Consider the following 24,689-nt stretch of genomic DNA (forward strand, 5'->3'; position numbering starts at 1 on the left):
CGGGAAGGTGGCCGCAATGCTCCACAACAACCTGCGGTCATTCTACGCTGACGAGCCCATGGCAATGGACTTCTACCGGCAAATGCAAGAGTGCACCGGACAGAATGACGCCAAATAGGGAATCATCGGAGGGAATAAACATGGACGAAACGACGAGATGCCAAGAGTGCGGGATGCCGGTAAAGGCCGGTGAGTTTCACCCCTACGCTGCCTGCCTCATGTTCAAGGCCTGCCATAACTCCACAGACGTCCGTGGCAACCTCGCGGCACTGTACCAACACGGATACACCGATGGTCATTGCGCTGGCCGGACGGAGTGGAAGGGAAAGTGCGAAGAGATGCGGGCCTCACTCCGCGACCTCTACGACGCCATGGCCGACGGTGACCCGGCGTGGGTCGAGTCCGATCCCCGCGCGGCGAAAGCACGGGAACTCTTCGGCGATTCCGAATAGTTCGAACGCACTACTCAGCATAAGGAGCGAAATATGGGAACCGATGTAATCACGATCTCCAAAAAAGAAGCCATGGAAGGCTTTTTCGATTCGTATCTTGAAATTGAGGGATACCTTGGCGACTCCAAGCCTGAGGATCTGAAAGATTATCTGGCGAGCGACATCTTTATATCGTGCGCAGCCGGTGCGACGGGTATCAACCCCGAAGAATTCGTTGAGTTTGGTTTGACCTACTTGCCGTCCAGGATGAGCAGCTAAACCTACATGAGATTCTGCCAGGGGCGGGTGCCCGGACGTCCATATGGACCGTGTTGTGCTGTCGGGGTTCGATTCCCCGGCCTGGCTTAAAATGTATTTGAATACAACCGAGTAAGACAATGCAGTGTTTTGGAGCCAACAACAACGACCGCCTGTGCGACATGTGCGGCCGGGTCGATCCCGACTATCGGGCGGCGTGCAGGGCCGTACGAGAGCGGTTTCTCGAGGAATGCAAACGCAAGGCGGAAATCAAGGCCGCGTGTCCGTTCCAGGATCATGAGTGGGACCACGGCGAAAGGTACGACAGGTGCGGTAAATTTCGGCATTTCGTGCCGTGCAGGCCGGATGAGAGCTGCATGGAAGAGATCGGCCAGGAAGAATTATAAATTTCGGCAGATGCACAGTGTTTGGGGAGGGGAAAACCTCAAACAAGGAGCATCTAAAATGACTGAGGAGATCACGTTGGACCAGTTCGCGCAAGAATACATCGAGTATCGGCAGGGGGTCGTCATGCGGGCGACCGCGCTGGCCGATGACCTGGCCTTGCGCAAGTTCGGCGATGCCGTGGGGCACCGCACGCCCCTGGTGCGCATCCGGCCCAAGGACGGCGACCAGTTCATGTCCCGGTGCACCCGTGCCGGGCTCAAGGCGACGAGCACGACCAACCTCTATCGGCACCTGCATAAGGCTTTTGAGACGGCCATGCTCTGGGACCACATCACCGAAAATCCGTTCTCCAACCTGAAGCCCCCGCGCATTTACAAGCGGCCGCCGCAGTACATCCCCCTGGAGGAATGCGCCGCGTTCGTGCGGGGCATTGAGGATCACGGGAAGCGGATGCTGGTGACCGCCTACCTGGCCACCGGGCGCCGTCGCTGCGAACTGCTGGACCTGCGCTGGCAGGACATCGACTGGGACCGCAGCGAGTATGTGGTGCATGTGACCAAGATACATCGCGACCTGGTCTTTCCGATCAACGATTTGTTCCATGAAACCCTGGTTGAGCAATGTATTTTCGAGGGCGGTGGCGAACGGGTGTTCCCTCGCTGGAAGAACCCGGACAGCGTGACCCACTGGGTAAAGCTGGAGCTGGAAAAGGCCGGGCTCGGACATCTACACCTGCACAACCTCCGCCATTCGTATGCCTGCGGGTATATCGAGAGTGGCGGGGATATCTACGTGCTGATGAAGCTGCTCGGGCATTCCGTCGTGACCACGACGATGATCTACGCCGATGTGTCCAGGGACAGGATAGCCACCGAGGCCAACCGGGTGCGGTGGATGCAGTAAACGAGCGGCGGGGAGTCGGGCGGCTCCCCGCCGTGTGATGGAGAAAGGTCATGGAACTGTATTATGAGATGGTGAGCACGCTGGACGCGCACAATCGGAGGGTTGAGAGGCTCGAAGAGGAAGCTCCCATTGCCGGGCGCATATTTCATATTGGCCCGCTCCATTACCACGGGTGCCCTTGGGTGGCGGTGGGGAGGTAGGGCCATGGGCTTGCGGGATATTCTTCAGGACAGGCTCGGACGTCGCTGCAGCGCCCGGGAGGTGGCCGAGGCGTTGGACCTGTCCGTGGATTCGGTTTACAAGCATGCTGCCGACCTCGGCGGAGTCAAGATCGGGGGGCGGTGGCAGTTCTATGAAAACAGCATAGTGGAAGCGCTCAGACCCACCAGCAATGGAGGATCGGATGCCGATACAACGTCGGAACCGAAAGACGGGAAGAAAGGAATGGTTCGGAAGGGTGTTGCTGCCCGACGGGCGCCGCAAGGAAAAGCGGCAGCCAAGCAAGCGGGCGGCGATAGATTGGGAGGTGTTGATCAAGCAGAAGTTGATCGAATCCTTCTCGGAGGAGGGGACCCCTGCGGTCTCCTTGCACACCCTCATTACAAAGCATCTGCTGGCGCTCAAGGCAAAGGGCGTGGCCCAAGGGACCTACGATGACAAGACGCTGGCCTTTGCCGAGCTGTTGTCATGGCCGGGGGTATCGCCCGTCATGCCGGTAGCCGAGCTGAAGCACGACAAGGTCCGGGAGTTCCTGGACCACATTGCCCAGACGCGCAGCGGGCACCGGGCGAACACGTTTCGCAAGCACATCGTGCGGCTGTGGAACTGGGCCAAGCGGTCGCGCATTGTCCTGGGGGATTGCCCCTGGGACGTGGAGATGTACAAGGCCGACCGGGGCGACAAGTACGTGCCTTCGGAAGCCGACTTCTGGAAGGTCTACGAGATGGCCGACCAGGTGCGCAGGCCGTTTCATAAGCTGAACGGAGAGACCGAGGCGCAGCCGCACCGGAAGCGGATGCTGCTGGCCTATCTGCATACCGGGGCGCGCCGGGGCGAGGTGTTTGACCTGAGATGGTCGGACGTGGACTTCGCCGGGCAGCGGATCCGGCTGTGGACGCGCAAAAGGACGAGCGGCCTGGAGGGCGACTGGATACCCATGACCGAGCAGCTGGCGGCCGCGCTCAAGGAGCAGCGGCTGGAGACGGGGTTCCGGGAGCATGTGTTCATCAACCCCAAGACCGACGAGCCGTATGCCTACGGCAACGATATGGTGCGCGACATGTGCGCCGTGGCCGGGGTGAAGGCGTTCAGCTTTCACGCCATACGGCACCTGACCGCGTCGATGCTCGACAAGGCGGGCGTGCCCCTGGCGACGATCCAGCTGATCCTGCGGCACAAGTCGGTGACCACAACGGCGCGCTACATTCATAGCCTGAAGGACGCGCGCAAGGCCGTGGAGCAGACGTTCGGCGGCCGTATACTGGAGATGAAAAAAGCCTCCAGCGAGTAACTGGAGGCTTTGAAAAGGTGAGTCAAAGGGTGAGTAAGGTTGCAAACTACCTCACGATTCGACTCTTAACACTTTGAAATAGCTGGTGGGCGATACGGGATTTGAACCTGTGACTTCCACCGTGTGAAGATGGCACTCTGACCAGCTGAGTTAATCGCCCACTTTGGTCTTGCTTGAGGACATCGCCTCAAGGGAGAAACTGTATATCGTCATGCCTTGTGCTTGGCAACCCTTTTTTACTGATTTTTTACGCAATCCCCGCTGGTGCATTCCTGGCCGTCGATCAGGTCGCGGTTGTAGCAGGTCAGGCCGCAGCGCAGGCAGCGGCAGGTCTCGTGTTTGGCCTGTTCCTCGCTGAGCGCGCCCTCGATCTCGCCGAAGGTGCAGGAGCGTTCGTCGCACTCTATCAGGTGGGGCATCTCGGACCGCTCGCGATAGCCCACGTTGGGCACGTCGGTGAACATGGTGTAGGGGATCATGTCGCGCTGGGTGCGTTCGGTCACGTGTGGAGACTCGCCGTTGAGATACTGGTGGATGGACCGGGCGGCCTTGCGTCCCTCGCCCAGCGCGGTGATGACCAGGGCCGGGCCGGTGTGCATGTCGCCGCCGGTGAAGACGTGCGGCAGGGCCGTCTGGAGGGTGTCGGGGTCGGCGGCCAGAGTGCGCCAGCGCGTCTCCTCCAGCTGGCAGATGCCGTCCTCGTACAGGCAGGACAGCTCGGGCTTCTGGCCGATGGCCGTGTATACGGTGTCCGCCTCGATCAGGGTCTCGGACCCGTCGATGGGGATGGGGCGGCGGCGGCCGGACTGGTCGGGCTCGCCCAGCTCCATCTTGATGTATTCGATGTGGGTCACGCGGCCGTCGTCGTCCTTGATGATGCGCGTGGGCGCGGCCAGGAAGAGGTATTTGACGCCTTCCTCCTCGGCCCCGACGATTTCCTCGATGTTGGCGGGCATCTCGTCGCGGGTGCGGCGGTACATGAGCGTCACGTCCGCGCCCAGGCGCACGCTGGTCCGGGCCGCGTCGATGGCGGTGTTGCCGCCGCCCACGACCACGACCTTGCCGCCGGTGTCGGTGTCCACGCCCAGGCCGACCTTGGTCAGGAACTCGGTGCCCGTGGACACGCCCTCGGCATCCTCGTTGTCGATGCGCAGGTTCAGGTTCATCCACGCGCCGATGCCGAGAAACACGGCTTCAAAGCCTTCCTCGCGCAGGGTGCTCAGGGTGAAGTCCTTGCCGAAAAATTGCCCGAAGCGCACGTCGACGCCCAAGTCCAGAATTCCCTCAATCTCCCAGTCCAGCACGGCCTTGGGCAGCCGGTATTCCGGGATGCCGTAGCGCAGCTGGCCGCCCAGCTTGGGCATGGATTCGAAAATGGTCGGGCTGTGCCCCAGGCGGCGCAGGAAAAAGGCGCAGGACAGTCCTGCCGGGCCGCCGCCGACCACGGCCACCTTGCGGCCGGTGTCCGGGGCGCAGGAAATGGGCAGCCGGGTGCCGGAGTTCATCTCCCAGTCGGCCGCGAACCGCTTTATCATGTTGATGCCCACCGGTTCGTCCACGTGGCCCCGGCGGCAGACGCCCTCGCAGGGGTGCGGACAGACCCGGCCGATGGACAGGGGCATGGGGATGCGTTCGCGGATGGTCTCCAGGGCCCCGGCGTAGTCGCCACGCGAGACCTGTTCGATGTAGCGGGGGATGTTGATCTGGCCCGGACAGCGCTGGCGGCACGGGGCCAGGCAGTCGGTCTCGAGGTTCAAATGGGTGATGCGCGCGGTCATGCCCCAGACGGTGATCACGCCGCGCGGGCAGACCTGCTCGCAGCCGCCGCAGGCGGTGCACAGGTTCGGGTCCACCACGGGGTAGCCGTTGGGGCCCATCTCGATGGCCCCGAACTGGCAGGCCGTGACGCAGGTGCCGAAACCGAGGCACCCCTCGGGGCACATCTTGGAGCCGGAGTAGAGCATGTGCTGGGCGCGGCAGTCCTTGACCCCGGCGTAGCGGTAGACCTCCTCGGCCCGGACGCCGCCGGTGCAGTCCACGAAGGCGATCTGTTTTTCCATGGACGAGAATTCCAGCCCCATGATGGCGGCCACCTTCTCGGCCACGGCGTCGCCGCCGATGACGCAGACCGTGGCTCCGGCCCGGCCCTCGACCACGCCCTGGGCGGCCCCGGCGCAGCCAGGATAGCCGCACCCGCCGCAGTTGGCCCCGGCCAGCACGCTCTCCACCCGGGCGATGCGCGGGTCCTCGTAGACGTAGAGCAGCTTGGAGGCCACCGCCAGGATGACGGCGGAGGTGAACCCGATGCCGAGCAGGATCAGTACGGAAGCGGTGATCATTTCATCTTACTCCTGATTTCACGGGGAGCGCGCAAAGGGTTTGAGTGCCGGGCGCGGAAAAAACCGGGGCCGAAGCGGACTCGGCGTACGCGAGGGGGCGGTTTTTTCGGGCGGCGCGGCGATCAGACATTTCCAACGCTCCTACGAGGCCATTCCCTTGAAGGCGAAGAAGGCCAGGGACATGAGCCCGGCCATGACCAGGCCCAGCGGAGTGCCCTTCATGGCCATGGGGACGCGGGACAGGTCCAGCCGCTCGCGGATGCCCGCCAAAAGCACCAGCGCAAGCATGAAGCCTACGCCCGAGGCCATGGAGAAGAGGAAGGTCTCAAGCAGGCCGAACTCCTCACGCTGGCAGATGATGGCGATGCCGAGCACAGCGCAGTTGGTGGTGATCAGCGGCAGGAAGATGCCCAGCGATTTATACAGGGGCGGGATGACTTTTTTCAGGAACATTTCCACGAACTGGACCAGGGCGGCGATGACCAGGATGAAGGCGATGGTCTGGAGATAGTCGAGATCGTTGGGCGCGAGCAGGAACTGCTGGACGCACCAGGTGATGACCGCGGCCAGGGTGGCCACGAAGACCACGGCCAGCCCCATGCCCAGCGCCACGCCCGATTCCTTGGACGTGCCGATGAACGGACAGTTGCCCAGGTACTGCGCCAACACGATGTTGTTGACGAAGATGGCGGCGATGACGAGTACGAAGTAATCCATCTAGATACCCGCGTCCTTTTGCTTGATGTAGCCCTCATCCTTCAGCCGGGTGAGGACCCGGGCGATGATCTCCTTGGTCATGCGCGGGACGTCGTCCCGCAACACCTTGCCGTACTCCGAGGAGACGTACAGCCTGGAGACCTCGACCTGCTTTTTCCAGGCCGGGGAGTTGTAGAGGGTGATGAGGTCGTCCACATCCTTCTGGGTCATGTGCTCGGCGAAAAAGGCCATCTGTTTGGTGAGCAGCTCCCGGATCATGGACTGGACGCCGTTGTGCAATTCCTCGTTTACGATCTGGGACGCCTTTTCCGGCAGGTTGGGAAGGCGCGCCTGCAGCTGCATCTGGGTCCTGGCGATGAGCTTGGACATCATCGCCTGGAGCGTTTCCACGGAACCCGACGCCTTGAGCATGGTCATCAGGCTGTTTTCTGTCGGGCGTTCGGCCCGGGCCGGGGTGGCCGCCAGGGCCAGGGAGAGGACGAGGAGGGGGAGTATGAACAGTCGTTTCATGATTACATCCTTGGTTTGCCGGCGCACATGCCGCAGGTCTTGCAGTCGTGGACCGGGCCCTGGATCGCCTCGAGTCCCTTGGTTTTCCGTTGCCAATTGGTCAGGGCGTTCATGCCCGTGAGCAGCACGCCCAGGCAGACGAAGGCACCCGGGGCCTCGACCATGAAGCCGAAGGGCTTGAACCAGCCGCCCATGACGTGCATGCCGAACCATGTTCCGTAGCCGAACAGCTCGCGCAGGGACCCCAGGAAGGTCAGGGACAGGGTGAAGCCCATCCCCATGCCCAGGCCGTCGGCCACGGACAGCAGGACCGGGTTCTTGGAGGCGAAGGCCTCGGCCCTGCCCAGGATGATGCAGTTGACCACGATGAGCGGCACGAAGATGCCGAGCTGCTGGTACAGCGGGTAGGCATAGGCCTGCATGAGCAGTTCGACGCAGACCACCAGCGAGGCGGCCACCACGATGAAGCAGGCGATCCGCACCTTGGACGGGATGACCTTGCGCAGCATGGAGATCAGCATGTTGGACAGGGCCAGGACGAAGATGACGGCCATGCCCATGCCGAAGCCGTTGTATGCGGTCTTGGTCACGGCCAGGGTGGGGCACAGCCCCAGGACCAGTTTGAAGGGCGGCAGGTCCTGCCACAGCCCCTTCGAGAATTCCTTCCACAATGTGCTCATGTGACCGCCTTGGCTTACGAGGTCCACGTCGCGTGGATCTTGTCCTTGATCTGTTGGAAAATTTTGATCGCCTGGTTGACCGCAGCCACGCCGCCCGTGGACGAGATGGTCGCCCCGGCGATGGCCGCGATGTCGCCGCCGTTCTTGGTCAGGGCCACGGACTGGGTGCTGTGGCCCCGGAACTGGTCGCGGAACTCGGGTTCCGCCAGCCGCATGCCCAGGCCGGGCGTTTCCTTGAGCGTGGTGGTGCCGATGCCGACCAGGGTGGCGCCGTCGGTGTTGAAGCCGACCATGATGCCCACCGGGCCGCCGAACCCCTTGCCGAAGGTCTCGAAGGCCACGCCCAGGAGCTTGCCGCCCTTCATGGCCGGGAATACGGTCACCGGGCCGTCGGGCAGGTCGAAGGTCTTGCGGTCCTTGACCGGGTTGTTGTCGTAGCCGTGGAATATCTCGGCCAGGGCCGGGCCCTGCACGTAGGTCATGACCTGTTCCTCTATGCGCTCGGACGTGGCCCGGCGTACCGTGGACAGGGTCAGGCCGGACAGGCCGCAGAAGAGCGACAGGACCAGGACCATCTTGATCATTTCCTTCATTTATACGCCCTCCATGCCGCTTTGGAAGGAGTAGGGACCGCCGAACGGCTTGGGCCGGATGCGGTCCAGCAGCGGGGTGAACAGGTTGGTCAGCAGGATGGCGAAGGGCACGCCGTCGGGGTACATGCCGTACACCCGGATGATGATGACCATGGCCCCGGCCATGAGCCCGAAGAGGACGGCAGGCAGCCGCCCGATGGGGCTGGACGACGGATCGGTGGCCAGGAAGAAAGCTCCGAAGACCGCGCCGCCCGCCAGCAGGTGGAACAGGGGCGGGGCGTAGACCGTGGGGTCCATGAACCTGTAGACCCAGGCGGTCAGCAGCAGGCCGCCGATGAATCCGGCCGGGACCTCCCATTTGATGTGCCCGCGCAGGAGCAGGTAGGCGGCGCCCACCAGCAGCGCGGCCACGTGCATGGCGCCCAGGCCGCCGAGCTGGTTGCCCAGGAGCAGATCGGAGAAGTGGATGGAGCCGATGGCGTCCAGGCCGAAATACTTGAGCTGCTGCAGGGGGGCGGCCAGGTGGGAGGAGAGCATGGTCGCGTTGGTGTCCATGTAGCTCCCCCAGGAGATGCGGCACGCGGCCCAGCCCACCAGGGCCGGACAGAGCGGGCTGCCGCCCAGTCCGCCGAAGATCATCTTGCCCAGGGCGATGGCGGCGGACGAGCCGACGACCACCAGCCACCACGGGCTGGACGCCGGGAGCAGGAAGGCGAACAGCAGGCCGGTGACCAGGGCGCTGTAGTCGTCCACGGACTGTTCGCGGCGCATGATCCGGTTGAGCAGGAACTCGGCGGTCACGGCCACGGCGCAGGACAGGGCCATGACCCTGAGCGCCTCAATGCCGAAGACGACCACGGCCATGAGGGCGGCGGGCATGAGCGCGACCAGGGTGTCGACCATGTAGCGCCGGATGGACCGGCCGCAGTGCACGTGCGGCGGGACGGCCACGGTCAGGATGGGATTGAGCGGCTTCAGCATGGCGAGTCTCCGGTCTGCTCCTTGAGTTTTTCGTCCGAGGGTCCGGCCGGTGCGTGGGCCCCGGCCAGCAGGGCCAGCTCGTACTTGGCCAGGCGGATGTATTGCAGCAGCGGACGCCGGGCCGTGCACCAGTAGCCGCACAGCCCGCACTCCATGCAGGAGTGGATGTGGTAGGCCTCGGCCCGCTTGAAATGCTTGAATTCGGCGCAGCGGCTGATCATGCCGGGCATGATCCGGGCCGGGCAGTGGCGCTCGCACGCCCCGCAGCCGAGGCAGAAATCGTCGGTGGTCTCCAGGCTCGCGTCGCGGCGCATGAGGGTCAGGCCGTAGGTGTCCTTGTCCACGCCCTGTTCCAGGTTGGCCGCGGCCAGCCCGCGCAAGGGGCCGCCCAGCACGGCGCGGTCGCCGGGCTGTATCTGGGCGCCGGCCTCGGCGGCCAGGAACCCCACGGGCGTGCCCACCCGGACCAGCTGGTTCTGCCCGCCGATGGTCATTACCGTCTCGGTCAGGGGGCGGCCCGTCTCCATGACCCGGCCGATGGCGTAGAGATCCTTGACCGACAGGATGGTGGCGTCGTCCGGCCGGGCGACGGGCAGGACCTCCCGCTTGAGGACCGTCTTGTAGACCAGCGGGTCGAGCCCGTTGGGATAGACCGGAGCCACGTGGACCACGGTGCAGTTGGCGAAGGCGTTGGCCCGGTTGCCCTTGGCCGCCACCAGGAACATCTTGGCCGGTTCGACCACCTTCTGGACCGTTTCCAGGCCCAGTTCGAGGGTCTTGCGGTAGTCGCGCAACAGGGGCTCGAACACGGAGATGCCCGGTTCGGGCGGAACCCCGTTGAGGATCAGGGTGGGGGCCTTGTACAGGGCGCCCACGTCCACGCCCATGGACTTGAGCCACTGCCTGAGCGGCGCGCCGCCCTCGGAACAGGGCGTATGGGGGGCGGCCTTGCCCCCGTTGTCCACCTCGATGAGCATGGAGTAGGGATCGAGTTCGAGGATGGTCCCGGCCAGGGGGGCGTGCAGGTCGCCCTTGTCCGGGCCGTTGCCCACGGCCACTTTCGTGCCGGTCAGGACCTGGTCGCCCACGGCCAGGGCCGGGGTCATGCCTTCCAGGGAAAGGCGCAGCCTGTCCGGCCGGGAGGCCGTGGTCAGGGGCCCGGTTTCGCCGCACAGCAGGCTGAAGTTGAAATCGTTCATGATTCTGGGGTCCCTTATTTCATATGGCATTGGTAGCAGGCGTCGTCGCCGTACGGACCGGAGCCGTTCTTCTCGTGGCAACCCTGGCACTGCGCGTGGAAGGCGGCCATGGTGGTGGGGATCAACTGGTCCGTGGGCTCGGTGTGGCAGTCGGCGCATGCCCGGTAATCCGCCGGGGCGGCCGGTTCGGTCTGGCGCGCGTGGCAGCGGGTGCAGCCGACGGGGCCTTCTTTGTAGAAGTCGTCGTGGCAGTCCGCGCACCGCGTGTGGGCCGCGTCGCGCAGGCTCGGGCGGGAGTCGGTCCCGTCGGTGTGGCAGTTGGAGCAGGCCTGCGGCTCGGGCTCGATGTCCGCGCCGTGGTGGCAGGTCTGACAGTCCCCGGAGGCGTAGTCGTCGGCGTGCGCGTCGTGGGTGAATTTGGCGATGGTCGCCCCGGCGTGGTGGCAGGACGCGCACTGCCTTTTGTCCATGGTCTCCTGATGGGCGGCCGCGAACTGCTGTCCGAATTTGGCCACGTGGCAGGAGGAGCAGGCGGGCGGGTTCGGGTCATTGCCCGAGGTGTGGTGGCAGTCCGCGCAGCGGCGGTCGAGATCGTCTATGTGGCTTGCGTGGTTCAGGATGACTTTGCCTCCCTTGTTCTCCAGGAGAACTCGGACCGGAGGCCCCTGTGAGCCTGCAGGAGCAAGGTAGCCGCCCAGAGCGACGAGAAAAAGGATGCCGGTCGCGATGGTGATGGGGAGATACCGTTTTTGCAATGGGTCGACCTCACAATTTAGAGCGGAATACAAACTTGTAGCTGAAACCGTGGGGTTTAGTCCATACCCTAAAGGGGTTTTTGGGTTCCGTCGGGCATCATCCGGCGGAAAAGAGCGAATGCCGAATTTACTTCCGGCCAAGCAGTCCGAGGGCGAACATCAGACCGAACATGCCCACTCCGGCCCACCAGAGGAAAAGAGTCAGTTCCGTAGTGAAAAGCACGTAGGCCGCCTTGGCGGCGATATCCAGGGGGAACTGCCGGGCCAGGGTCAGCAGGTCGAGGCCGAGCAGTTTGCCGAAGACGTCCATGAGGGTTATGGAAGGCCAGGACCCTGTGACGGCCCAGGCCGCTCCCTGCCAGGCCAGGGTCAGCAGGCATCCGCCCCAGGCGAGAATTCCGAGTGTTTTGAGCATGGGGAGCGTATATATAATTGCGGCCCGAAGCGCCATGCTTTAGTGGAACAATACGGGAGAGTGGCATGGATATCGCCGTCGGCGACAGCATCATTCTGGAGGTCTCCACATTCGAAGACCGCTTCCTCGGGCTGGTGGCCGGGCTCGAACCCGACGGCCGTCTGCTGGTCTTCGCCGATGTGCCCGAGGCGGTCGCGCGTCGGCTGGAAACCGACACCTTCGCCCTGGTCCGCTACGCCTTCGACGGCAAACTGCTCGGCTTCAACACCCGCGTGCTGAACACCCTGGACTCGCCGCGCACCATCCTCGAACTGGCCGCTCCAGAAAAGGTCTTCGACGCCGAGGAGCGCAGCGAGCCGCGCTGCTCATGCTCGTTCCCCGCCTTCGTGGTCAACGGGCAATCCGCGGCCCGGGGCGTGCTGGAGGACATGTCCGCCAGTTGCACCCGGGTCCGGTTCATGGACGGCGGAGAGGGCGGGTTCCCTTCGGCAAAGGGCGGGGCCGTGCGCCTGACCTTCCATCCCTTCGACATGGCCGGGGACGGGATTTCCGTGGGCTGCACCGTGCTCAAGTCCTTCATGAAGGACCACGCGCACTACGCGGTGTTGCGCTTCAACAACGACGAACCGGATGCCCGCAAGCGGATATCCGGTTTCATCGAGGCCCAGGTCTGCTGCCGCATCCCCAGGCTATAGTCCGTTCGTTTTATTCGCCGATTTCGAGCTTCTTGGCGTAGGTGGCGGCTTCTATGCCCGCCACGCACCCCTCGCCCACGGCCTTGGCCATCTGGAGGGGCGGACCGCAGATGTCGCCTGCGGCGTACACGCCGGGCACGTTGGTGCGCTGCTTCTTGTCCGCCTCGATGTACTTCATGTTTTCGTCCAGCCGCACGCCGAGCATGGCGGTCAGCTCCAGCACGCCCTTGGCGCCCTGTTCGATGAACACGCCGCTGACGTCCTGGGTGGAGCCGTCGTCCAGGAGCACGGAGGAGACCGCGTTTTCGCCCCGGATCTCCTTGATGGACACCCCCTCGTGGACCTTAACGCCAGTCTCGTCGAGCTGCCTGCGCAGTCCTTCGTTCACGTCCAGCTTCTCGCAGAAGAGGTGCACTTCGCTGGCGAAGCTGGTCAGGGCCACGGCCCCGCCCGCTGCGGCACTACGGCATCCGGCCACGGCCACCACCTCGTTGCGGTAGAAGCCCGCGTCGCAGTCCACGCAGTAGCTCACGCCCTTGCCGAGCAGTTTCTTTTCGCCGGGCACGCCCAGCTTGTTGCGGCTGGACCCGGTGGCCAGGATGATGCTCTTGGCCCGGACCGTGTCGCCGGATTCGAGCTTCAGCGAAAAGAGCTTGCCGTCGGGTTCGATGGCCAGGACGTCCTCGTCCCGGAACTCGGCCCCGAAGCTCTCGGCCTGGTCGCGGCCCTTCTTCAGGATTTCCTCGCCGGATATCTTGATCTGGCAGCAGTAGTTCTCGACATGGGCCCAGTACAGGCTGGAGTTGTCGATGCGGCCGAGCATCAGGGTCCTGGCCTTTTTGCGGGATGCGTGGATGGCAGCCTGGAGCCCGCCGGGGCCGGAGCCGAGGATGACGACGTCGTAGAGTGTATCGGACATGGGATTCTCCTGTGTTCGGATGGGGAGTGCGTTACCGAAAAGGATAACCACTCTCAGGAGGATGTAAAGCGGTCCCTAGAGGAACGGGATGGCCAGCATGCGGGTCAGCCTGCCGTACTCGCGCTCGCGGAAGATGTTCAGGCCGATGTGCATGCCCTCGTGGCCCAGGTCGGGCTGGGCCTTGTAGGTCCGGAACATGCGGTCCCACCAGGGGAAGTTGAAGCCGAAGTTCATGTTGGCCTCGCGCATGTCCGTCGAGTGGTGCACCCGGTGCTGGTCCGGGGTGACCAGGAAGAGGCGCAGGACCCGGTCCACATGCGGCGGGATGCGCACATTGGCGTGGTTGAACAGGGCGCACCCGTTGAGCAGGATCTCGAACAGGATCACGGCCCCGGCGGGCGGGCCCAGGACCAGGACCACGGCCAGCTTGATGAGCATGGACAGGATGATTTCGATGGGGTGGAAGCGGATGCCGGTGGAGGCGTCGATGTCCAGGTCCGCGTGGTGCATGCGGTGAACTCGCCAGAGCCGGCGCCACCGGTGGAAGAGGACGTGCTGCCAGTAGATAGCCATGTCCAGGACGAGCACGGAAAGAATCCAGGCCGCGACCGGCGGCGGGGGGACGAGGTGGAGCAGGCCGATCTCGTGGGTCCGGCAATAGACGGCCACGGCGGCGGGGAGAAGCGGAATGAGCAGCCGGGTCAGGATGGAGGCGAGAAAGGCCACGGACAGGTTGGCGAACCAGCGGCGGGCCTTGCCGGTGGACAATGCGCGCCGGGGCCAGAGAGTTTCCGCCGTCCCCATGGCGATGAGGATGGCCAGGAACGATCCGAGCCGAAGCAGGGTTTCCGTGGTCACAGCGCCTCCTTGGCTGTTTACCTTCCGGGGCGGGCCGTTTCCTTGGCCTCCAGGTGCCTGAAGACCTTTTTCTCGAGCCGCTTTATCTCGTCGGTCCCGGGCAGCAGTTCGAAGGTCCGGGCCACCAGGCCGCGTTCGAGCAGCAGCCGGGCCGAGGTCCCGTAGTTCAGGGAGAAGATCCAGCCCGTGAGGAGCAGCAGGAAGTCTTTGTCGTATCTGAGCAGGCCGTAGTCGCAGGAACCGCCGGACATGATCGCATCGAAGACCGCCGGGGTATAGCGCGTGGGGTGTTTTTCGAGCTGGAGGATGACCTCCTTGTCCGGCGAGTCGGGGTGGGACAGGTGGTCGAGGATCACGGCGAAGATATCGATCTTGTCCGCGTCGCGGGTGACCTTGACCATGGCGGCCACGGGGTCCTTTATGCGGGGATTGACGTTCTTGGCGTTGTGCAGGCCCACGGCGGCCTTGATCAGCCGCCACTCGTGGTCGGTGAACCCGCCGGGCAGGTCGAGGCGGCGCAGGGTCAGCACGCCCATGCGTCCGTGGTTGACGGAGTCCACGTCCTTGAAGGTCCCCCAGCGCGCGAACTGCGGGAACCGCCCGATGTCGTGATACAGGCAGGCCATGGCCGCCAGTTCGCCGTCGTGTCCGGTGATGCCCTCGTCCCCGATGATCTCAAGTCCGTTGTCCAGGACGCGCATGGAGTGGTCGAGCTTCAGGCGGATGTGGTAATCGTTTTTCGTCTCGCCGGTGAGGTGCCCCTCGGCGAACTCCCTGACCAGTTCTTTGTGTGCGGACAGGGTCATGATCAGTCCTTGAGCCTCTTCATCCCGATCCGGTACTCGGACTCGGATATGTCGCCCTTTTCGAGCCGTTCCTTGAGTTCGGCCCGTTCCCGCTCGGTTTCCCGGCGGGCCTCCTCCTCAAGTTCCTTGTCCCGCAGCGGGCCGCCGGGACCGAAGAGCAGCCGGAGGAAGAGCAGAATCACGCCCATGATCAGGGTGACGAAGAGCAGCCGGGCCACGGCGGGCAGGATATGTTCCCCGTACCCGGCGTTGAACGGCCAGGCGCGCCACTGGGGGCTGTCCATGAAATCGAAGAAACCGCCGAGGAAGGCGGGGATATGTGAAAAGTCCATGTGATTGTTCCTCCGGTTCGGCGTGGTTCGCCGTGGCCCTGTTCCTACGTGGCAATCGGCTCCAGGGCAAGCCCCGGTCCGAGGGGCGAAGAGCCTGTGAAGGCGTTATATAATGCGTCCTTCATTTCTTCGACCCGTTGAATTCCTTCTCCGAGTGGTGTATTTCGTGTCTGCGAAGGAGAATCAATGCGTATCCTTATAGTAGAAGACGAATTCACCAGCCGCAAGCTGCTGACCGCGCTCCTGTCCGATTTCGGCGAGTGCGACACCGCCTCCGACGGGGTGGAGTGCGTGGACGCCTTCCGCAAGGCCTTTGACGAGGGCCGTCCCTACGACCTGGTCTGCATGGACATCATGATGCCCAACAAGGACGGCCACCAGGCCCTGAAGGACATCCGTGCCATGGAGCAGGAGGCGGGCGTGTCGGCCGCCAATGAGACCAAGGTCATCATGATCACCGCCCTGAACGATCCCAAGACCGTGGTCCGGGCGTATTACAAGGGCGGCGCGGCGGCCTACCTGCCCAAACCCATCGAGGTGGAGAGCCTGTACGCCATCCTGCGCAATCTGGCCCTCATCGATTGATTGCCTGTCCGCCCAGTTTGTTTTACGAAGCATCCATGCACAACGACAACTACGTGAACGCGTCCGGTCCGACCGGTCGTCCCATGGGCCGCCTGGCCCTTTGGCTGTCCGCGCCCGTCCTGGTCCTGCTCTCGGCCACTCCGGCCCTGGCGCAGGCGGCCGCCCCGAGCCGCACCGGTTCCGTTCTGAACATCCTGCTGCTGGTGCTCATCGCCTATTTCCTGGTCCGCATGTTCCGGCGGCGGTCCGGAGGCGGCGACGACAAGACCCGGCCCGGAAGCTGGTCCAAGCCCGATTACCCCGCCAAACCCGGCGAGGAGGACCCCTCCGCACCCGGCCCCGACGATGCGGCCAAACCCGTTGAACGGCCCCGGGCGCAGCCCCTGGACCGGCACGAGGCCGCCCGGCGCACCTGGGACATGCTCAGCTCCGAGGGTACGGACAGGCCGTCGCCCACCACGCCCACGGGCGCGACCGCGCGTGCGGACGGGTTCGACGAGGCCGAGTTCCTGGAAGGGGCCAAGGTCCTCTTTTCCCGCTTCCAGCAGGCGAGGGACAAGGACGACCTTGACGCTCTCCGCGACTTTCTGTCCGACGAGGTCTACAGCGACGCGGTGGCCGCCGGGGAACGCCCGCGCACAGAGGTCATGCTGGTCTCGGCCCTGCTCACGGAGCTGAACTCGACCAACGGCCGGACCGTGGCCTCCGTCCACTACGACGCGCAGCTGCGCGTGGGCGAGGAGGGCCGCCCGGTCCAACTCCGCACCGTGTGGGAGTTCGGCCGCGACGACACCGTGCCCGGCGGGCTGTGGGTCCTGGAAAAAATCAATTCAATAGATCAATAAAATCATAAGCCTCGAAAGAGGCTTTCCGTTTCCGGAGGGAAAAATGGCGGATACCGTTTTCAACCTGGACCAGCCTATTGGTGCGCTCATCGACATCGCCGTGAGGGAATTCGGCGAGGTCGGCTTCGAGACCGTGACCATCGGCGACCGGAACCTGGAGGTGCTCCAGGTCAAGCAGATGCAGAAGTACCTCGACAAGCTGGTGGACCGGACCCGGGGGGGCAAGAAGATCTCCCTGCCCCTGTGGGCCAAGGTCTGGCCGTCCTGCCTGGTGCTCGGCTATACCCTGACCCGGTTCCCGTTCGCGCCCGGCTGCTCCATCCTCGAGGTGGGCGCGGGCTGCGCCGTGAACGGCATGGTCATGGCCTCGCTGGGGCACGACGTGACCGTGACCGACCTGGAGCCCTACGCGCTGCTGTTCAGCCGCATCAACGTCCTCAAGAACGGCCTGGAGGACAAGGTGACCATCGCCAGGGCCGATTTCACCAAGGACTCCCTGGGACGGCGTTTCGACTACATCATCGGCTGCGAGGTCCTCTATGAGGAGGCCGTGTACGAACCGCTGGTGGACTTCCTCGACGCCCACCTGGCCGAAATCCCGTCCGCCGAGGTCCTCATGGCCATGGACAAGAAACGGCAGGGCAGGAAGTTCTTCGACAAGGCGGCCGGAATGTTCGCCATGATGAAGTCCGCCGCCAACTACAAGGACAACGAGACCGGCGAGGAAAACGTCATCAACATGTTCCGCATGAAGAGGAAGGGCGCGTGATCGAACTCAAGAACTGTCCCAAATCCTTCACCACGGATCAGGACAAGGCGTGCTCCCCGGTGGACACCGTGCGCCGCGTCAAGGCCGCCCTGGCCGAGAAGTGCAAGGGCGTCCTGGCCCAGACCGACCGGGTGGACACAGGTAGGCTCGGCATCCCGGTGTTCGTCAGCCTGTGCGGCCCCGAAGCCCGCGAAGTCATGCCCACGCGCAAGCAGATGGGCAAGGGTGCGTCCCCGGAGCAGGCCGAGGCCTCGGCCCTCATGGAGCTGGTCGAGCGCTTCTCCTATTTCAGCTTCTGGGCCGATCCCGATAATTTCACGGAACTGACCTGGTCCGAGGCACAGGCAAAGTGGCCGGGCCAGGTCATGGACATCGGCCAGGTCATCCGTTCGGTGGGCGAGGAGATCGACCCGGACAAGGCCGTCCGGCTCATGGACCTCATCCGTTGGAAGTTCCACCCGGCGCTCAATGTGCACACCGGCCGGACCGAGTACGTGCCCCTGGACTGGTTCAAGAAACTCAACGAATTCAACGGATCGTCCGCCGGAAACACCTTCGAGGAGTCCATCGCTCAGGGGGCGTGCGAACTGGTGGAGCGGCACGTCTGCGCGGTCATCGACCGCTCCCGGCGGGTCGCCCCGACCATCGACCCGGCCTCCTGCGACAATCCGGTCCTGCGCCGTCTGCTGGACTGCTTCGAGCGCAACGGCGTGAACATCATCCTCAAGGATTTCTCGCTGGGTTACCCGGTGCCCACGGTGGCGGCCGTGGCCTGGGACCGCAAGACCTTCCCGGCCCTGAGCGAGATCGTCTTCACCGCCGGAACCGCTGCCTCGCCGGTCAAGGCGGCCATCCGCGCCGTGACCGAGGTGGCCCAGCTGGCAGGCGATTTCGAGACCAGTCGGGTGTACGAGGCCTCGGGCCTGCCCAAGTTCACCGAACTCGACCAGATCGAGTGGCTTAAAGAGGGCGAGGTGGTTTCCCTGGATTCCCTGCCCACGGTGGAAGACGAGGACATCTATAATGAACTGATGGCCCTGGCCCGGGGATTGTCCGAGAAGGGCGACACCCTGTACGCGGTGGACACCCGGCACCCGGACCTGATGGTCACGGCCAACTACAACTTCGTGCCCGGATTCGACTTCCGGGAGCGCACCCCGCACCGGTCCATCGGCCTGTTCGCGGGCCGCATCCTGGCCGAGGACGTAGATTTCGACGAGGCCCTGGAAGGGCTGGAGGTGCTCGAGGAGGTCTATCCCGGCGCCTACTTCCTGCCGTTCTTCAGGGGGCTGCTCGCCTTGCGCATGGGCGACCCGCTGTACGCGGCGGCCCAGTTCGAGGAGTCCGTGGACCTGCAGCCCGCCGACGCCGAGCGCGGCCTGGCGGTCTTCTATCAGGCCTACGCCCTGTCCCAGATGGAGGAGTGGGAGGACGCCCTGGTCCTGCTCGACCGGGCCGTGGAGCTCGACGACGAATGCCGGGAGTTCTTCAATCTGCGCGGCGTGGCCCATTTCAAGGCTGGGCGCTACGCCGAGGCGGCCGGGAACTTCCAGGCGTCTCTGGACATCGACAGCGGCTCGCCCCATGATCTGGCCAACCTCGGCCTGTGCCACAAGTTCATGGGCAACCGCCAGGAGGCCGAGGATTATCTCAAGGCGGCCCTCGACATGGACCCCACCTTGGATTATGCCCGTGAGCATTTGCGTGAACTTGAGGAATCCTAGTTTGTTATAGGCATTGTCTGGGGATTCTTTTTGTCGTATTGAAATGTGCCGAGTACTTGACAAGGTTGGGGAGGCGACGTAATGTCCCTCCACGGTTTTAAGCCGCATCTTTCATTTGCAGCTAAGCAGCGGATCGCTGTTTATTTGGATAAGGTCGCTCCGGGAGTTTCCCGGGGCTACAGCAAGACAAACATCCACTTAGGAGGATACAATGGCTGTTGTTGAATTCCAGGGCTCTTCTTTCGAAGTTGACGAAGACGGCTTCCTGCAGAAATTTGAGGATTGGACCCCTGTTTGGGTCGAATACGTGAAGGAATCCGAGGGTATCAAGGAGATCTCCGAGGACCATCAGAAAGTCATCGACTTCCTGCAGGATTACTACAAGAAGAACGGCATCGCTCCCATGGTGCGCATCCTCTCCAAGGTCACCGGCTTCAAGCTGAAGCAGATCTACGAACTGTTCCCGTCCGGACCTGGTAAAGGCGCCTGTAAGATGGCCGGCCTGCCCAAGCCCACCGGCTGCGTCTAGTTCTCGACCGAACTCGACTGACAAAGGCGGGAGCTTCGGCCCCCGCCTTTTTTGCGCCCGTGCGGCCCGGCAGGAGGGTGGGGCGAGCCCCCGGAGAATTCTGGAAAATTTCCCTTGCCAAGCGGTGGGCCAGTGCGTATAAGACCGAGTTCCACGTAAAAAGAATGACAGGAGATAGTCATGAAAAACGATATTCATCCCAAGACTTACAAGGCCAAAGTTCGCTGCCACTGCGGCTACGAGGCCGAGCTGCTGACCACCAAGGGTGAGGAGTTCGAAGTGGAAATCTGCTCCAACTGCCATCCCTTCTACACCGGTAAGCAGCGCTTCGTGGACACCGCGGGCCGCATCGACCGCTTCCGCAAGAAGTACGGCGATCTGAGCAGCCTGGCCGCCAAGTCCAAGTAGCTCAGTTTTTTCGGCGCAAGCCGAGACCATATGCCTTCGGTGGGGTCTTGTACCCTTCGGAGGCATATTGTTTTATCCGGCGCTTTACAATCGGCGGGGAATCCACGATTCTCCAGCCATGCGGGACATGGCGCGGGCCGCCCTTGGAGCGTTTCCTTTACCGGAGGGTATCCGTTTGAAACTGCAAGGAATTTTGACGATGGCCGCACCCCAGGCAGTGGGCGGTCAGGCGGTGATCGAAGGCGTCATGATGCGCGCCAAGGACAAACTCGCCATCGCTATCCGCAAGGCGGACGGCGAGATCGTCACCGATGTCCGGCCGTGGTTCACCCTGGTCAGGCATCCCTTGCTCAAGAAGCCCTTCCTGCGCGGCTTTCCGGTGCTCATGGAAACCATGGTCAACGGCATCAAGGCCCTGAATTATTCCGCCATGCAGGCCGCAGAGGGCGACGAGGAGGACGGCGGCGAGCTGACCACCTGGCACCTGATCCTGACCATGGTGCTGGCGCTCGGCGCGGCCCTCGGTCTGTTCGTGGTCCTGCCGCATTTCCTGTCCGTGGGCATGGAACTGCTCGGCCTGGGCGGCGATGTGGACTCCTTGAGCTTCCACGCCTGGGACGGCCTGATCAAGATGATCGTCTTCGTCGGCTACATCCTTGCCATTTCCTACATCCCGGATATCCGCCGGGTCTTTCAGTACCACGGGGCCGAGCACAAGGTCATCTGGACCTGGGAGGAGGGCAAGGAGCTCTCCCCGGCCTCGAGCCGCTTCTACAGCCGTCTGCACCCGCGCTGCGGCACCGCCTTTCTGCTGTTCGTCCTGGCGGTGTCCATCATGCTTTACGCCGTGCTGGTGCCCTGGCTGCTGACGTTCTATTCGCCGGAGCATTTCATCGTCAAACATCTGTATATCGTCGGCATGAAACTTTTTCTCATGATTCCTGTGAGTTGCATAGCCTACGAGATGATCAAGTTCGCCGGGAAGTACAGCAAGAACGGTCTGTGTAAGCTGATGTGCTGGCCCGGGTTGATGATGCAGATGCTGACCACCAAGGAACCTGACGACAGCCAGCTTGAGGTGGCCATCGCCGCCCTGCGGTGCGCTGTCAACGCCGAGGAGTGCTGATCATGTTTGGCAAGCTTGAAGAGATAGAAGAGAAATACGTTGAGTTGGAGCAGGAGCTTGCACAGCCCGATATTTTCAACGACCAGGAACGGTACAAGAAGGTCTCCAAGGCCCACGCCGACCTGGGCGAAGTGGTCGAGGTCTTCCGCAAGTACAAGGTCCTTGCGCAGGAGCTCGACGACAACCGCGAGATGATGAACGACTCCGATCTGGACATCCGCGAAATGGCCAAGGCCGAGATTGACGCGATCGAGGAGCAGCTTCCCGAACTTGAGGACGAGCTCAAGGTCCTGCTGCTGCCCAAGGATCCCATGGACGAGAAGAACATCATCCTGGAGATCCGCGCCGGCACCGGCGGCGACGAGGCGGCCCTTTTTGCGGCCGACCTCTACCGCATGTACACCCGTTACGCCGAGATAAACCACTGGAAGGTCGAGGAGATGAGCTCCAACCACACCGGTTCCGGCGGCTACAAAGAAGTCATCGCCTCCATCTCTGGCGACAAGGTCTACAGCAAGCTCAAGTACGAGTCCGGCACCCACCGGGTGCAGCGCGTCCCGGCCACCGAGTCCCAGGGCCGCATCCACACTTCCGCCGTGACCGTGGCCATCATGCCCGAGGCCGAAGAGGTGGACGTGGACATCCGCCCCGAAGACCTGCGCGTGGACGTGTTCCGGTCCTCCGGGCCCGGCGGCCAGTCGGTCAACACCACGGACTCGGCCATCCGCGTGACCCACATCCCCTCCGGTCTGGTGGTCATCTGCCAGGACGAGAAGTCCCAGCACAAGAACAAGGCCAAGGCGTTGAAGGTCCTGCGCTCCCGTCTGCTGCAGATGGAGCAGGACAAGGCCAAGGCCGAGGAAGAGGCCGCCCGGCGCAGCCAGGTGGGCACCGGCGACCGGTCCGAACGCATCCGCACCTACAACTATCCCCAGGGCCGCGTGTCCGATCACCGCATCAACCTGACCCTGCACAAGCTCCCCCAGATCATGGAGGGCGAACTGCAGGAACTGACCGAAGCGTTGATCAGCCATTTCCAGTCCGAAGCGCTCAAGCGGCAGGGCGACTAGCCCTTCCCGCCGAGGAGCCCCGGTGTCCCGCAATATTCAGGACGTGCTCAAGGAGTGCGAGTCCCGCCTTTTGGGCGTGGATTCGCCTCGTCTGAGCGCGGAGCTCCTGGCCGCCCACGCGTTGGGCTGCTCGCGTCCGGCCCTGTACCTCGATCGGGGCAGGGGCCTCACCGATGACGAATACGCCGCCCTAAACGCCCTCGTCACGCGCCGCGAGGCGGGCGAACCCGTGGCCTACATCCTGGGTTCCAGGGAATTCTACGGGCTTGACTTCGCGGTCTCGCCCGCTGTGCTCATCCCACGCCCAGAGACCGAACACATCGTGGAAGCGGTGGAGGCTGCCTTTTCCACGGACCGGGCCTTCCGTTTCGCCGATCTCGGCACCGGGTCCGGCATCCTGGCCGTGACCATCGCCGTGCTCTTTCCCAAGGCCTGCGGCGTGGCCGTGGACATCAGCCCCGAGGCCCTGGACGTGGCCAAGAGCAACGCGCGTGCCCATAACGTGGCGGACAGGCTTGATTTTATCCAGGCGGATTTCACTCGGGAGACCTTGGACGGGGCATTCGACCTTGTGGTCTCCAACCCTCCCTACGTCAGCGAACCCGAGTTCGCCGCCGCCAGCCACGAGGTCACCGGATTCGAACCGACCGGCGCGCTGGTCAGCGGTCCGGAAGGCCTCGCCCACATCCGGGCCATGCTCCCCGGCGTGGCCGCCATGCTCAAGCCCGGAGGCCGGTTCTTCATGGAGATTGGTTACGATCAGGCAAAAATGATAACAAGTATCATTCTTGATAAATACGCACTATTCGAAGAGGTTGGGGTTCAAAAGGACCTCGCCGGGTACGATCGCGTGCTGTCGGTGCGAAAAAAATAATCGTAGAAATGCAACACCTCCCGTCCATCCTTGTTGTAAAAAAACAAAGAGTTGCTGGAATGCAACACGTGTTTTAGCAGGGTGTGACAGTTAATGTTCATGGAAAACAGATGGTTAAGAGAATTTTTGTCCATGGCATTGTTCTTGCTATTTAGTGACTGGTTAATCAACCGGAGGAATAATGTCTCAGACAACCATACATAGATCAGTACGTTGCACCGGAATCGGACTCCACAGCGGCAAGCAGGTGGATCTGGTCCTTCGGCCCGCAGCGGAGGACACCGGCATCCTGTTTTCGCTACGCGACGGAACCGGGTCCACCTTCCTCACTCCCGCCCCGTCCCTGGTCGTCGAGACCAGCCTGGCAACGGTGCTGGGGGACGGCCGCGAGACCGTGGCCACCGTCGAACACCTGCTCGCCTCCATCAACGGCATGGGCATCGACAACATCCACATCGAAGTCACGGGCAGGGAAGTGCCCATCATGGACGGCAGCGCCGCCTCCTTCGTCTACCTGCTCAAGCAGGCGGGCGTCCGGACCCTGAACAAGCCCCGCAAGGTCCTGACCTTCAAGAAGGCCGTGGAATTCGAGCAGGACGGCAAGTACATCAAGGCCCGCCCGTACGACGGCCTTCGCGTGGACTACACCATCGAGTTCGCCCATCCGCTCATCGGCCGCCAGCACATGTCCATGGAAATCACCCCCGAGAATTTCACCCAGCATCTCGCCAAGGCCCGCACCTTCGGTTTTCTCAAGGAAGTCGATTATCTGCACGCCAATGGCCTGGCCCTGGGCGGTTCCCTGGACAATGCGGTCGTCCTGGATGAGTACAACATCCTCAATGCCGAAGGGCTGCGTTTCGAGGACGAGTTCGTGCGTCACAAGATGCTCGACTTCGTCGGCGACATCGCCACCTTCGGCGCGCGTCTCCAGGGGCACTTCGAGGTCTTCGCCTCGGGACATGCCCTGAACAACGCCTTCCTTCGCCATCTGGACGAGAACCGGGACCTCTATCTCAAGGAGACCGTCCAAGGCGCTCCCGCCGTCAAGGAATCTCCCGCGCGCGAGCAGCTCCAGCCCGCTACCGCCGTGGCTTAGGTTTCAGTACTCGCAAGGCCACAAAAAAGCCCGCCGCCAGGCGGGCTTTTTTGTGGCCTGTGGGACGCCTCGCCGGCGGGGCGTCTCCGACGGCTTAAGAACCTCTTGAAAGAGGTTCTTAAGAATCTCCAGAACTTTTTGGTTCGCTTCGCGGACGCATGCGGCTGCGATGATCTGTGTTTCCTTCTTACCACATCGTCTCATCCAGCCATGCGCAATAATTGAGGCAGGACTTTGTTTCGCCCCTCCGCCCGCGCGCATGTGCATCCAAAAAGTTTAGGAAAGGAGAGGGGATGGGGGTCCGGGGGAAGGGGAGAGGAAAGCCCTTTTCAAAGGGGTTCCCTCTCCCCT

Annotated in this window: 29 protein-coding genes and 1 tRNA gene; 16 read left to right on the forward strand and 14 right to left on the reverse strand. The window is 63.2% G+C overall.

Annotated features, from left to right (window positions below; translation table 11 throughout):
- Positions 1–140: 140 nt before the first annotated feature.
- The 5 genes from AB6M95_RS15475 (at position 141) to AB6M95_RS15495 (ending at position 3,510) form a co-directional block, all read left to right on the forward strand.
- The gene (locus tag AB6M95_RS15475) at positions 141–452 is read left to right on the forward strand and encodes a hypothetical protein (protein ID WP_371387653.1); all 312 of its coding nucleotides are present in this window, start codon (positions 141–143) and stop codon (positions 450–452) included.
- Between the two features lie 33 nt (positions 453–485).
- On the forward strand, positions 486–710 hold the full coding sequence (locus AB6M95_RS15480) for a hypothetical protein (RefSeq protein WP_371387654.1): 225 nt from the start codon (positions 486–488) through the stop codon (positions 708–710).
- A gap of 119 nt (positions 711–829) precedes the next feature.
- Positions 830–1,096, forward strand: a complete 267-nt coding sequence (locus AB6M95_RS15485) for a hypothetical protein (RefSeq protein WP_371387655.1) — start codon at positions 830–832, stop codon at positions 1,094–1,096.
- Positions 1,097–1,154: 58 nt separating this feature from the next.
- Positions 1,155–2,000: a tyrosine-type recombinase/integrase gene (locus tag AB6M95_RS15490; protein WP_371387656.1), complete on the forward strand. Its 846-nt coding sequence runs from the start codon at positions 1,155–1,157 to the stop codon at positions 1,998–2,000.
- Between the two features lie 529 nt (positions 2,001–2,529).
- On the forward strand, positions 2,530–3,510 hold the full coding sequence (locus AB6M95_RS15495) for a tyrosine-type recombinase/integrase (RefSeq protein ID WP_371387657.1): 981 nt from the start codon (positions 2,530–2,532) through the stop codon (positions 3,508–3,510).
- Positions 3,511–3,593: 83 nt separating this feature from the next.
- On the opposite strand, the gene AB6M95_RS15500 is transcribed toward AB6M95_RS15495, so the two are convergent.
- The 10 genes from AB6M95_RS15500 to AB6M95_RS15545 all read right to left on the reverse strand — a co-directional run bounded on the left by AB6M95_RS15500 (position 3,594) and on the right by AB6M95_RS15545 (position 11,699).
- Positions 3,594–3,670 (reverse strand) — tRNA-Val (locus tag AB6M95_RS15500).
- Between the two features lie 76 nt (positions 3,671–3,746).
- Complete coding sequence (locus AB6M95_RS15505) at positions 3,747–5,849, reverse strand: FAD-dependent oxidoreductase (protein ID WP_371387658.1); 2,103 nt, start codon at positions 5,847–5,849, stop codon at positions 3,747–3,749.
- A gap of 141 nt (positions 5,850–5,990) precedes the next feature.
- Positions 5,991–6,566 carry an electron transport complex protein RnfA gene (locus AB6M95_RS15510; protein WP_371387659.1) on the reverse strand — a complete coding sequence of 192 codons (576 nt, stop codon included), beginning with the start codon at positions 6,564–6,566 and terminating at the stop codon, positions 5,991–5,993.
- Positions 6,567–7,076 carry a DUF2059 domain-containing protein gene (locus AB6M95_RS15515; protein WP_371387660.1) on the reverse strand — a complete coding sequence of 170 codons (510 nt, stop codon included), beginning with the start codon at positions 7,074–7,076 and terminating at the stop codon, positions 6,567–6,569.
- A 2-nt stretch (positions 7,077–7,078) separates the two neighbouring features.
- Complete coding sequence (gene rsxE, locus AB6M95_RS15520) at positions 7,079–7,756, reverse strand: electron transport complex subunit RsxE (protein WP_371387661.1); 678 nt, start codon at positions 7,754–7,756, stop codon at positions 7,079–7,081.
- A 14-nt stretch (positions 7,757–7,770) separates the two neighbouring features.
- A complete protein-coding gene (gene rnfG / locus AB6M95_RS15525) occupies positions 7,771–8,349 on the reverse strand; it encodes an RnfABCDGE type electron transport complex subunit G (protein ID WP_371387662.1) in 579 nt (192 codons plus the stop codon).
- On the reverse strand, positions 8,350–9,330 hold the full coding sequence (locus AB6M95_RS15530) for an RnfABCDGE type electron transport complex subunit D (protein WP_371387663.1): 981 nt from the start codon (positions 9,328–9,330) through the stop codon (positions 8,350–8,352).
- Entirely contained in the window at positions 9,324–10,529 is a 1,206-nt protein-coding gene (locus AB6M95_RS15535; protein ID WP_371387664.1) for an electron transporter RnfC, read from the reverse strand. Before AB6M95_RS15535 ends, AB6M95_RS15530 begins: the two co-directional genes overlap by 7 nt.
- 14 nt (positions 10,530–10,543) lie before the next feature.
- Positions 10,544–11,284: a cytochrome c3 family protein gene (locus AB6M95_RS15540; protein ID WP_371387665.1), complete on the reverse strand. Its 741-nt coding sequence runs from the start codon at positions 11,282–11,284 to the stop codon at positions 10,544–10,546.
- 127 nt (positions 11,285–11,411) lie between these two features.
- Positions 11,412–11,699 carry a potassium:proton antiporter gene (locus AB6M95_RS15545; RefSeq protein ID WP_371387666.1) on the reverse strand — a complete coding sequence of 96 codons (288 nt, stop codon included), beginning with the start codon at positions 11,697–11,699 and terminating at the stop codon, positions 11,412–11,414.
- Positions 11,700–11,764: 65 nt separating this feature from the next.
- Between AB6M95_RS15545 and AB6M95_RS15550 the strand changes: the two genes are divergently transcribed.
- Positions 11,765–12,394 (forward strand): PilZ domain-containing protein, encoded by a 630-nt coding sequence (locus AB6M95_RS15550; protein ID WP_371387667.1) that lies wholly within the window; start codon positions 11,765–11,767, stop codon positions 12,392–12,394.
- Positions 12,395–12,404: 10 nt separating this feature from the next.
- Here AB6M95_RS15550 and AB6M95_RS15555 read toward each other — a convergent pair whose 3' ends face one another.
- The 4 genes from AB6M95_RS15555 to AB6M95_RS15570 form a co-directional block, all read right to left on the reverse strand.
- Positions 12,405–13,313, reverse strand: a complete 909-nt coding sequence (locus tag AB6M95_RS15555) for an NAD(P)/FAD-dependent oxidoreductase (protein ID WP_371387668.1) — start codon at positions 13,311–13,313, stop codon at positions 12,405–12,407.
- Between the two features lie 75 nt (positions 13,314–13,388).
- A complete protein-coding gene (locus tag AB6M95_RS15560) occupies positions 13,389–14,171 on the reverse strand; it encodes a sterol desaturase family protein (protein WP_371387669.1) in 783 nt (260 codons plus the stop codon).
- Positions 14,172–14,188: 17 nt separating this feature from the next.
- On the reverse strand, positions 14,189–14,977 hold the full coding sequence (locus AB6M95_RS15565) for an HD domain-containing protein (protein ID WP_371387670.1): 789 nt from the start codon (positions 14,975–14,977) through the stop codon (positions 14,189–14,191).
- A 2-nt stretch (positions 14,978–14,979) separates the two neighbouring features.
- Positions 14,980–15,309 carry an SHOCT domain-containing protein gene (locus AB6M95_RS15570; RefSeq protein WP_371387671.1) on the reverse strand — a complete coding sequence of 110 codons (330 nt, stop codon included), beginning with the start codon at positions 15,307–15,309 and terminating at the stop codon, positions 14,980–14,982.
- A 186-nt stretch (positions 15,310–15,495) separates the two neighbouring features.
- On the opposite strand from AB6M95_RS15570, the gene AB6M95_RS15575 reads away from it, so the two are divergent.
- From AB6M95_RS15575 to lpxC, 10 genes are all read left to right on the forward strand, one after another.
- On the forward strand, positions 15,496–15,894 hold the full coding sequence (locus AB6M95_RS15575; protein WP_371387672.1) for a response regulator: 399 nt from the start codon (positions 15,496–15,498) through the stop codon (positions 15,892–15,894).
- A 35-nt stretch (positions 15,895–15,929) separates the two neighbouring features.
- Positions 15,930–16,739 carry a Tim44 domain-containing protein gene (locus AB6M95_RS15580; RefSeq protein ID WP_371387673.1) on the forward strand — a complete coding sequence of 270 codons (810 nt, stop codon included), beginning with the start codon at positions 15,930–15,932 and terminating at the stop codon, positions 16,737–16,739.
- 43 nt (positions 16,740–16,782) lie between these two features.
- Positions 16,783–17,508, forward strand: a complete 726-nt coding sequence (locus AB6M95_RS15585) for a class I SAM-dependent methyltransferase (RefSeq protein ID WP_371387674.1) — start codon at positions 16,783–16,785, stop codon at positions 17,506–17,508.
- Entirely contained in the window at positions 17,505–19,232 is a 1,728-nt protein-coding gene (locus AB6M95_RS15590; RefSeq protein WP_371387675.1) for a YcaO-like family protein, read from the forward strand. The genes AB6M95_RS15585 and AB6M95_RS15590 overlap by 4 nt, the downstream gene beginning before the upstream one ends.
- A 211-nt stretch (positions 19,233–19,443) precedes the next feature.
- A complete protein-coding gene (locus tag AB6M95_RS15595) occupies positions 19,444–19,761 on the forward strand; it encodes a TusE/DsrC/DsvC family sulfur relay protein (RefSeq protein WP_014321317.1) in 318 nt (105 codons plus the stop codon).
- Between the two features lie 180 nt (positions 19,762–19,941).
- The gene (gene rpmE / locus AB6M95_RS15600; RefSeq protein WP_319585044.1) at positions 19,942–20,169 is read left to right on the forward strand and encodes a 50S ribosomal protein L31; all 228 of its coding nucleotides are present in this window, start codon (positions 19,942–19,944) and stop codon (positions 20,167–20,169) included.
- A 199-nt stretch (positions 20,170–20,368) separates the two neighbouring features.
- The gene (locus AB6M95_RS15605) at positions 20,369–21,295 is read left to right on the forward strand and encodes a DUF1385 domain-containing protein (protein ID WP_371387676.1); all 927 of its coding nucleotides are present in this window, start codon (positions 20,369–20,371) and stop codon (positions 21,293–21,295) included.
- A 2-nt stretch (positions 21,296–21,297) separates the two neighbouring features.
- Positions 21,298–22,365, forward strand: a complete 1,068-nt coding sequence (gene prfA, locus AB6M95_RS15610; RefSeq protein ID WP_371387677.1) for a peptide chain release factor 1 — start codon at positions 21,298–21,300, stop codon at positions 22,363–22,365.
- Between the two features lie 22 nt (positions 22,366–22,387).
- Positions 22,388–23,239 (forward strand): peptide chain release factor N(5)-glutamine methyltransferase, encoded by an 852-nt coding sequence (gene prmC / locus AB6M95_RS15615; RefSeq protein ID WP_371387678.1) that lies wholly within the window; start codon positions 22,388–22,390, stop codon positions 23,237–23,239.
- Between the two features lie 181 nt (positions 23,240–23,420).
- Positions 23,421–24,338, forward strand: a complete 918-nt coding sequence (lpxC, locus tag AB6M95_RS15620; protein WP_371387679.1) for a UDP-3-O-acyl-N-acetylglucosamine deacetylase — start codon at positions 23,421–23,423, stop codon at positions 24,336–24,338.
- Positions 24,339–24,689: the final 351 nt, after the last annotated feature.

Origin of the sequence: Pseudodesulfovibrio karagichevae (assembly GCF_041414475.1) — a bacterium.
Taxonomy (GTDB): domain Bacteria; phylum Desulfobacterota; class Desulfovibrionia; order Desulfovibrionales; family Desulfovibrionaceae; genus Pseudodesulfovibrio; species Pseudodesulfovibrio karagichevae.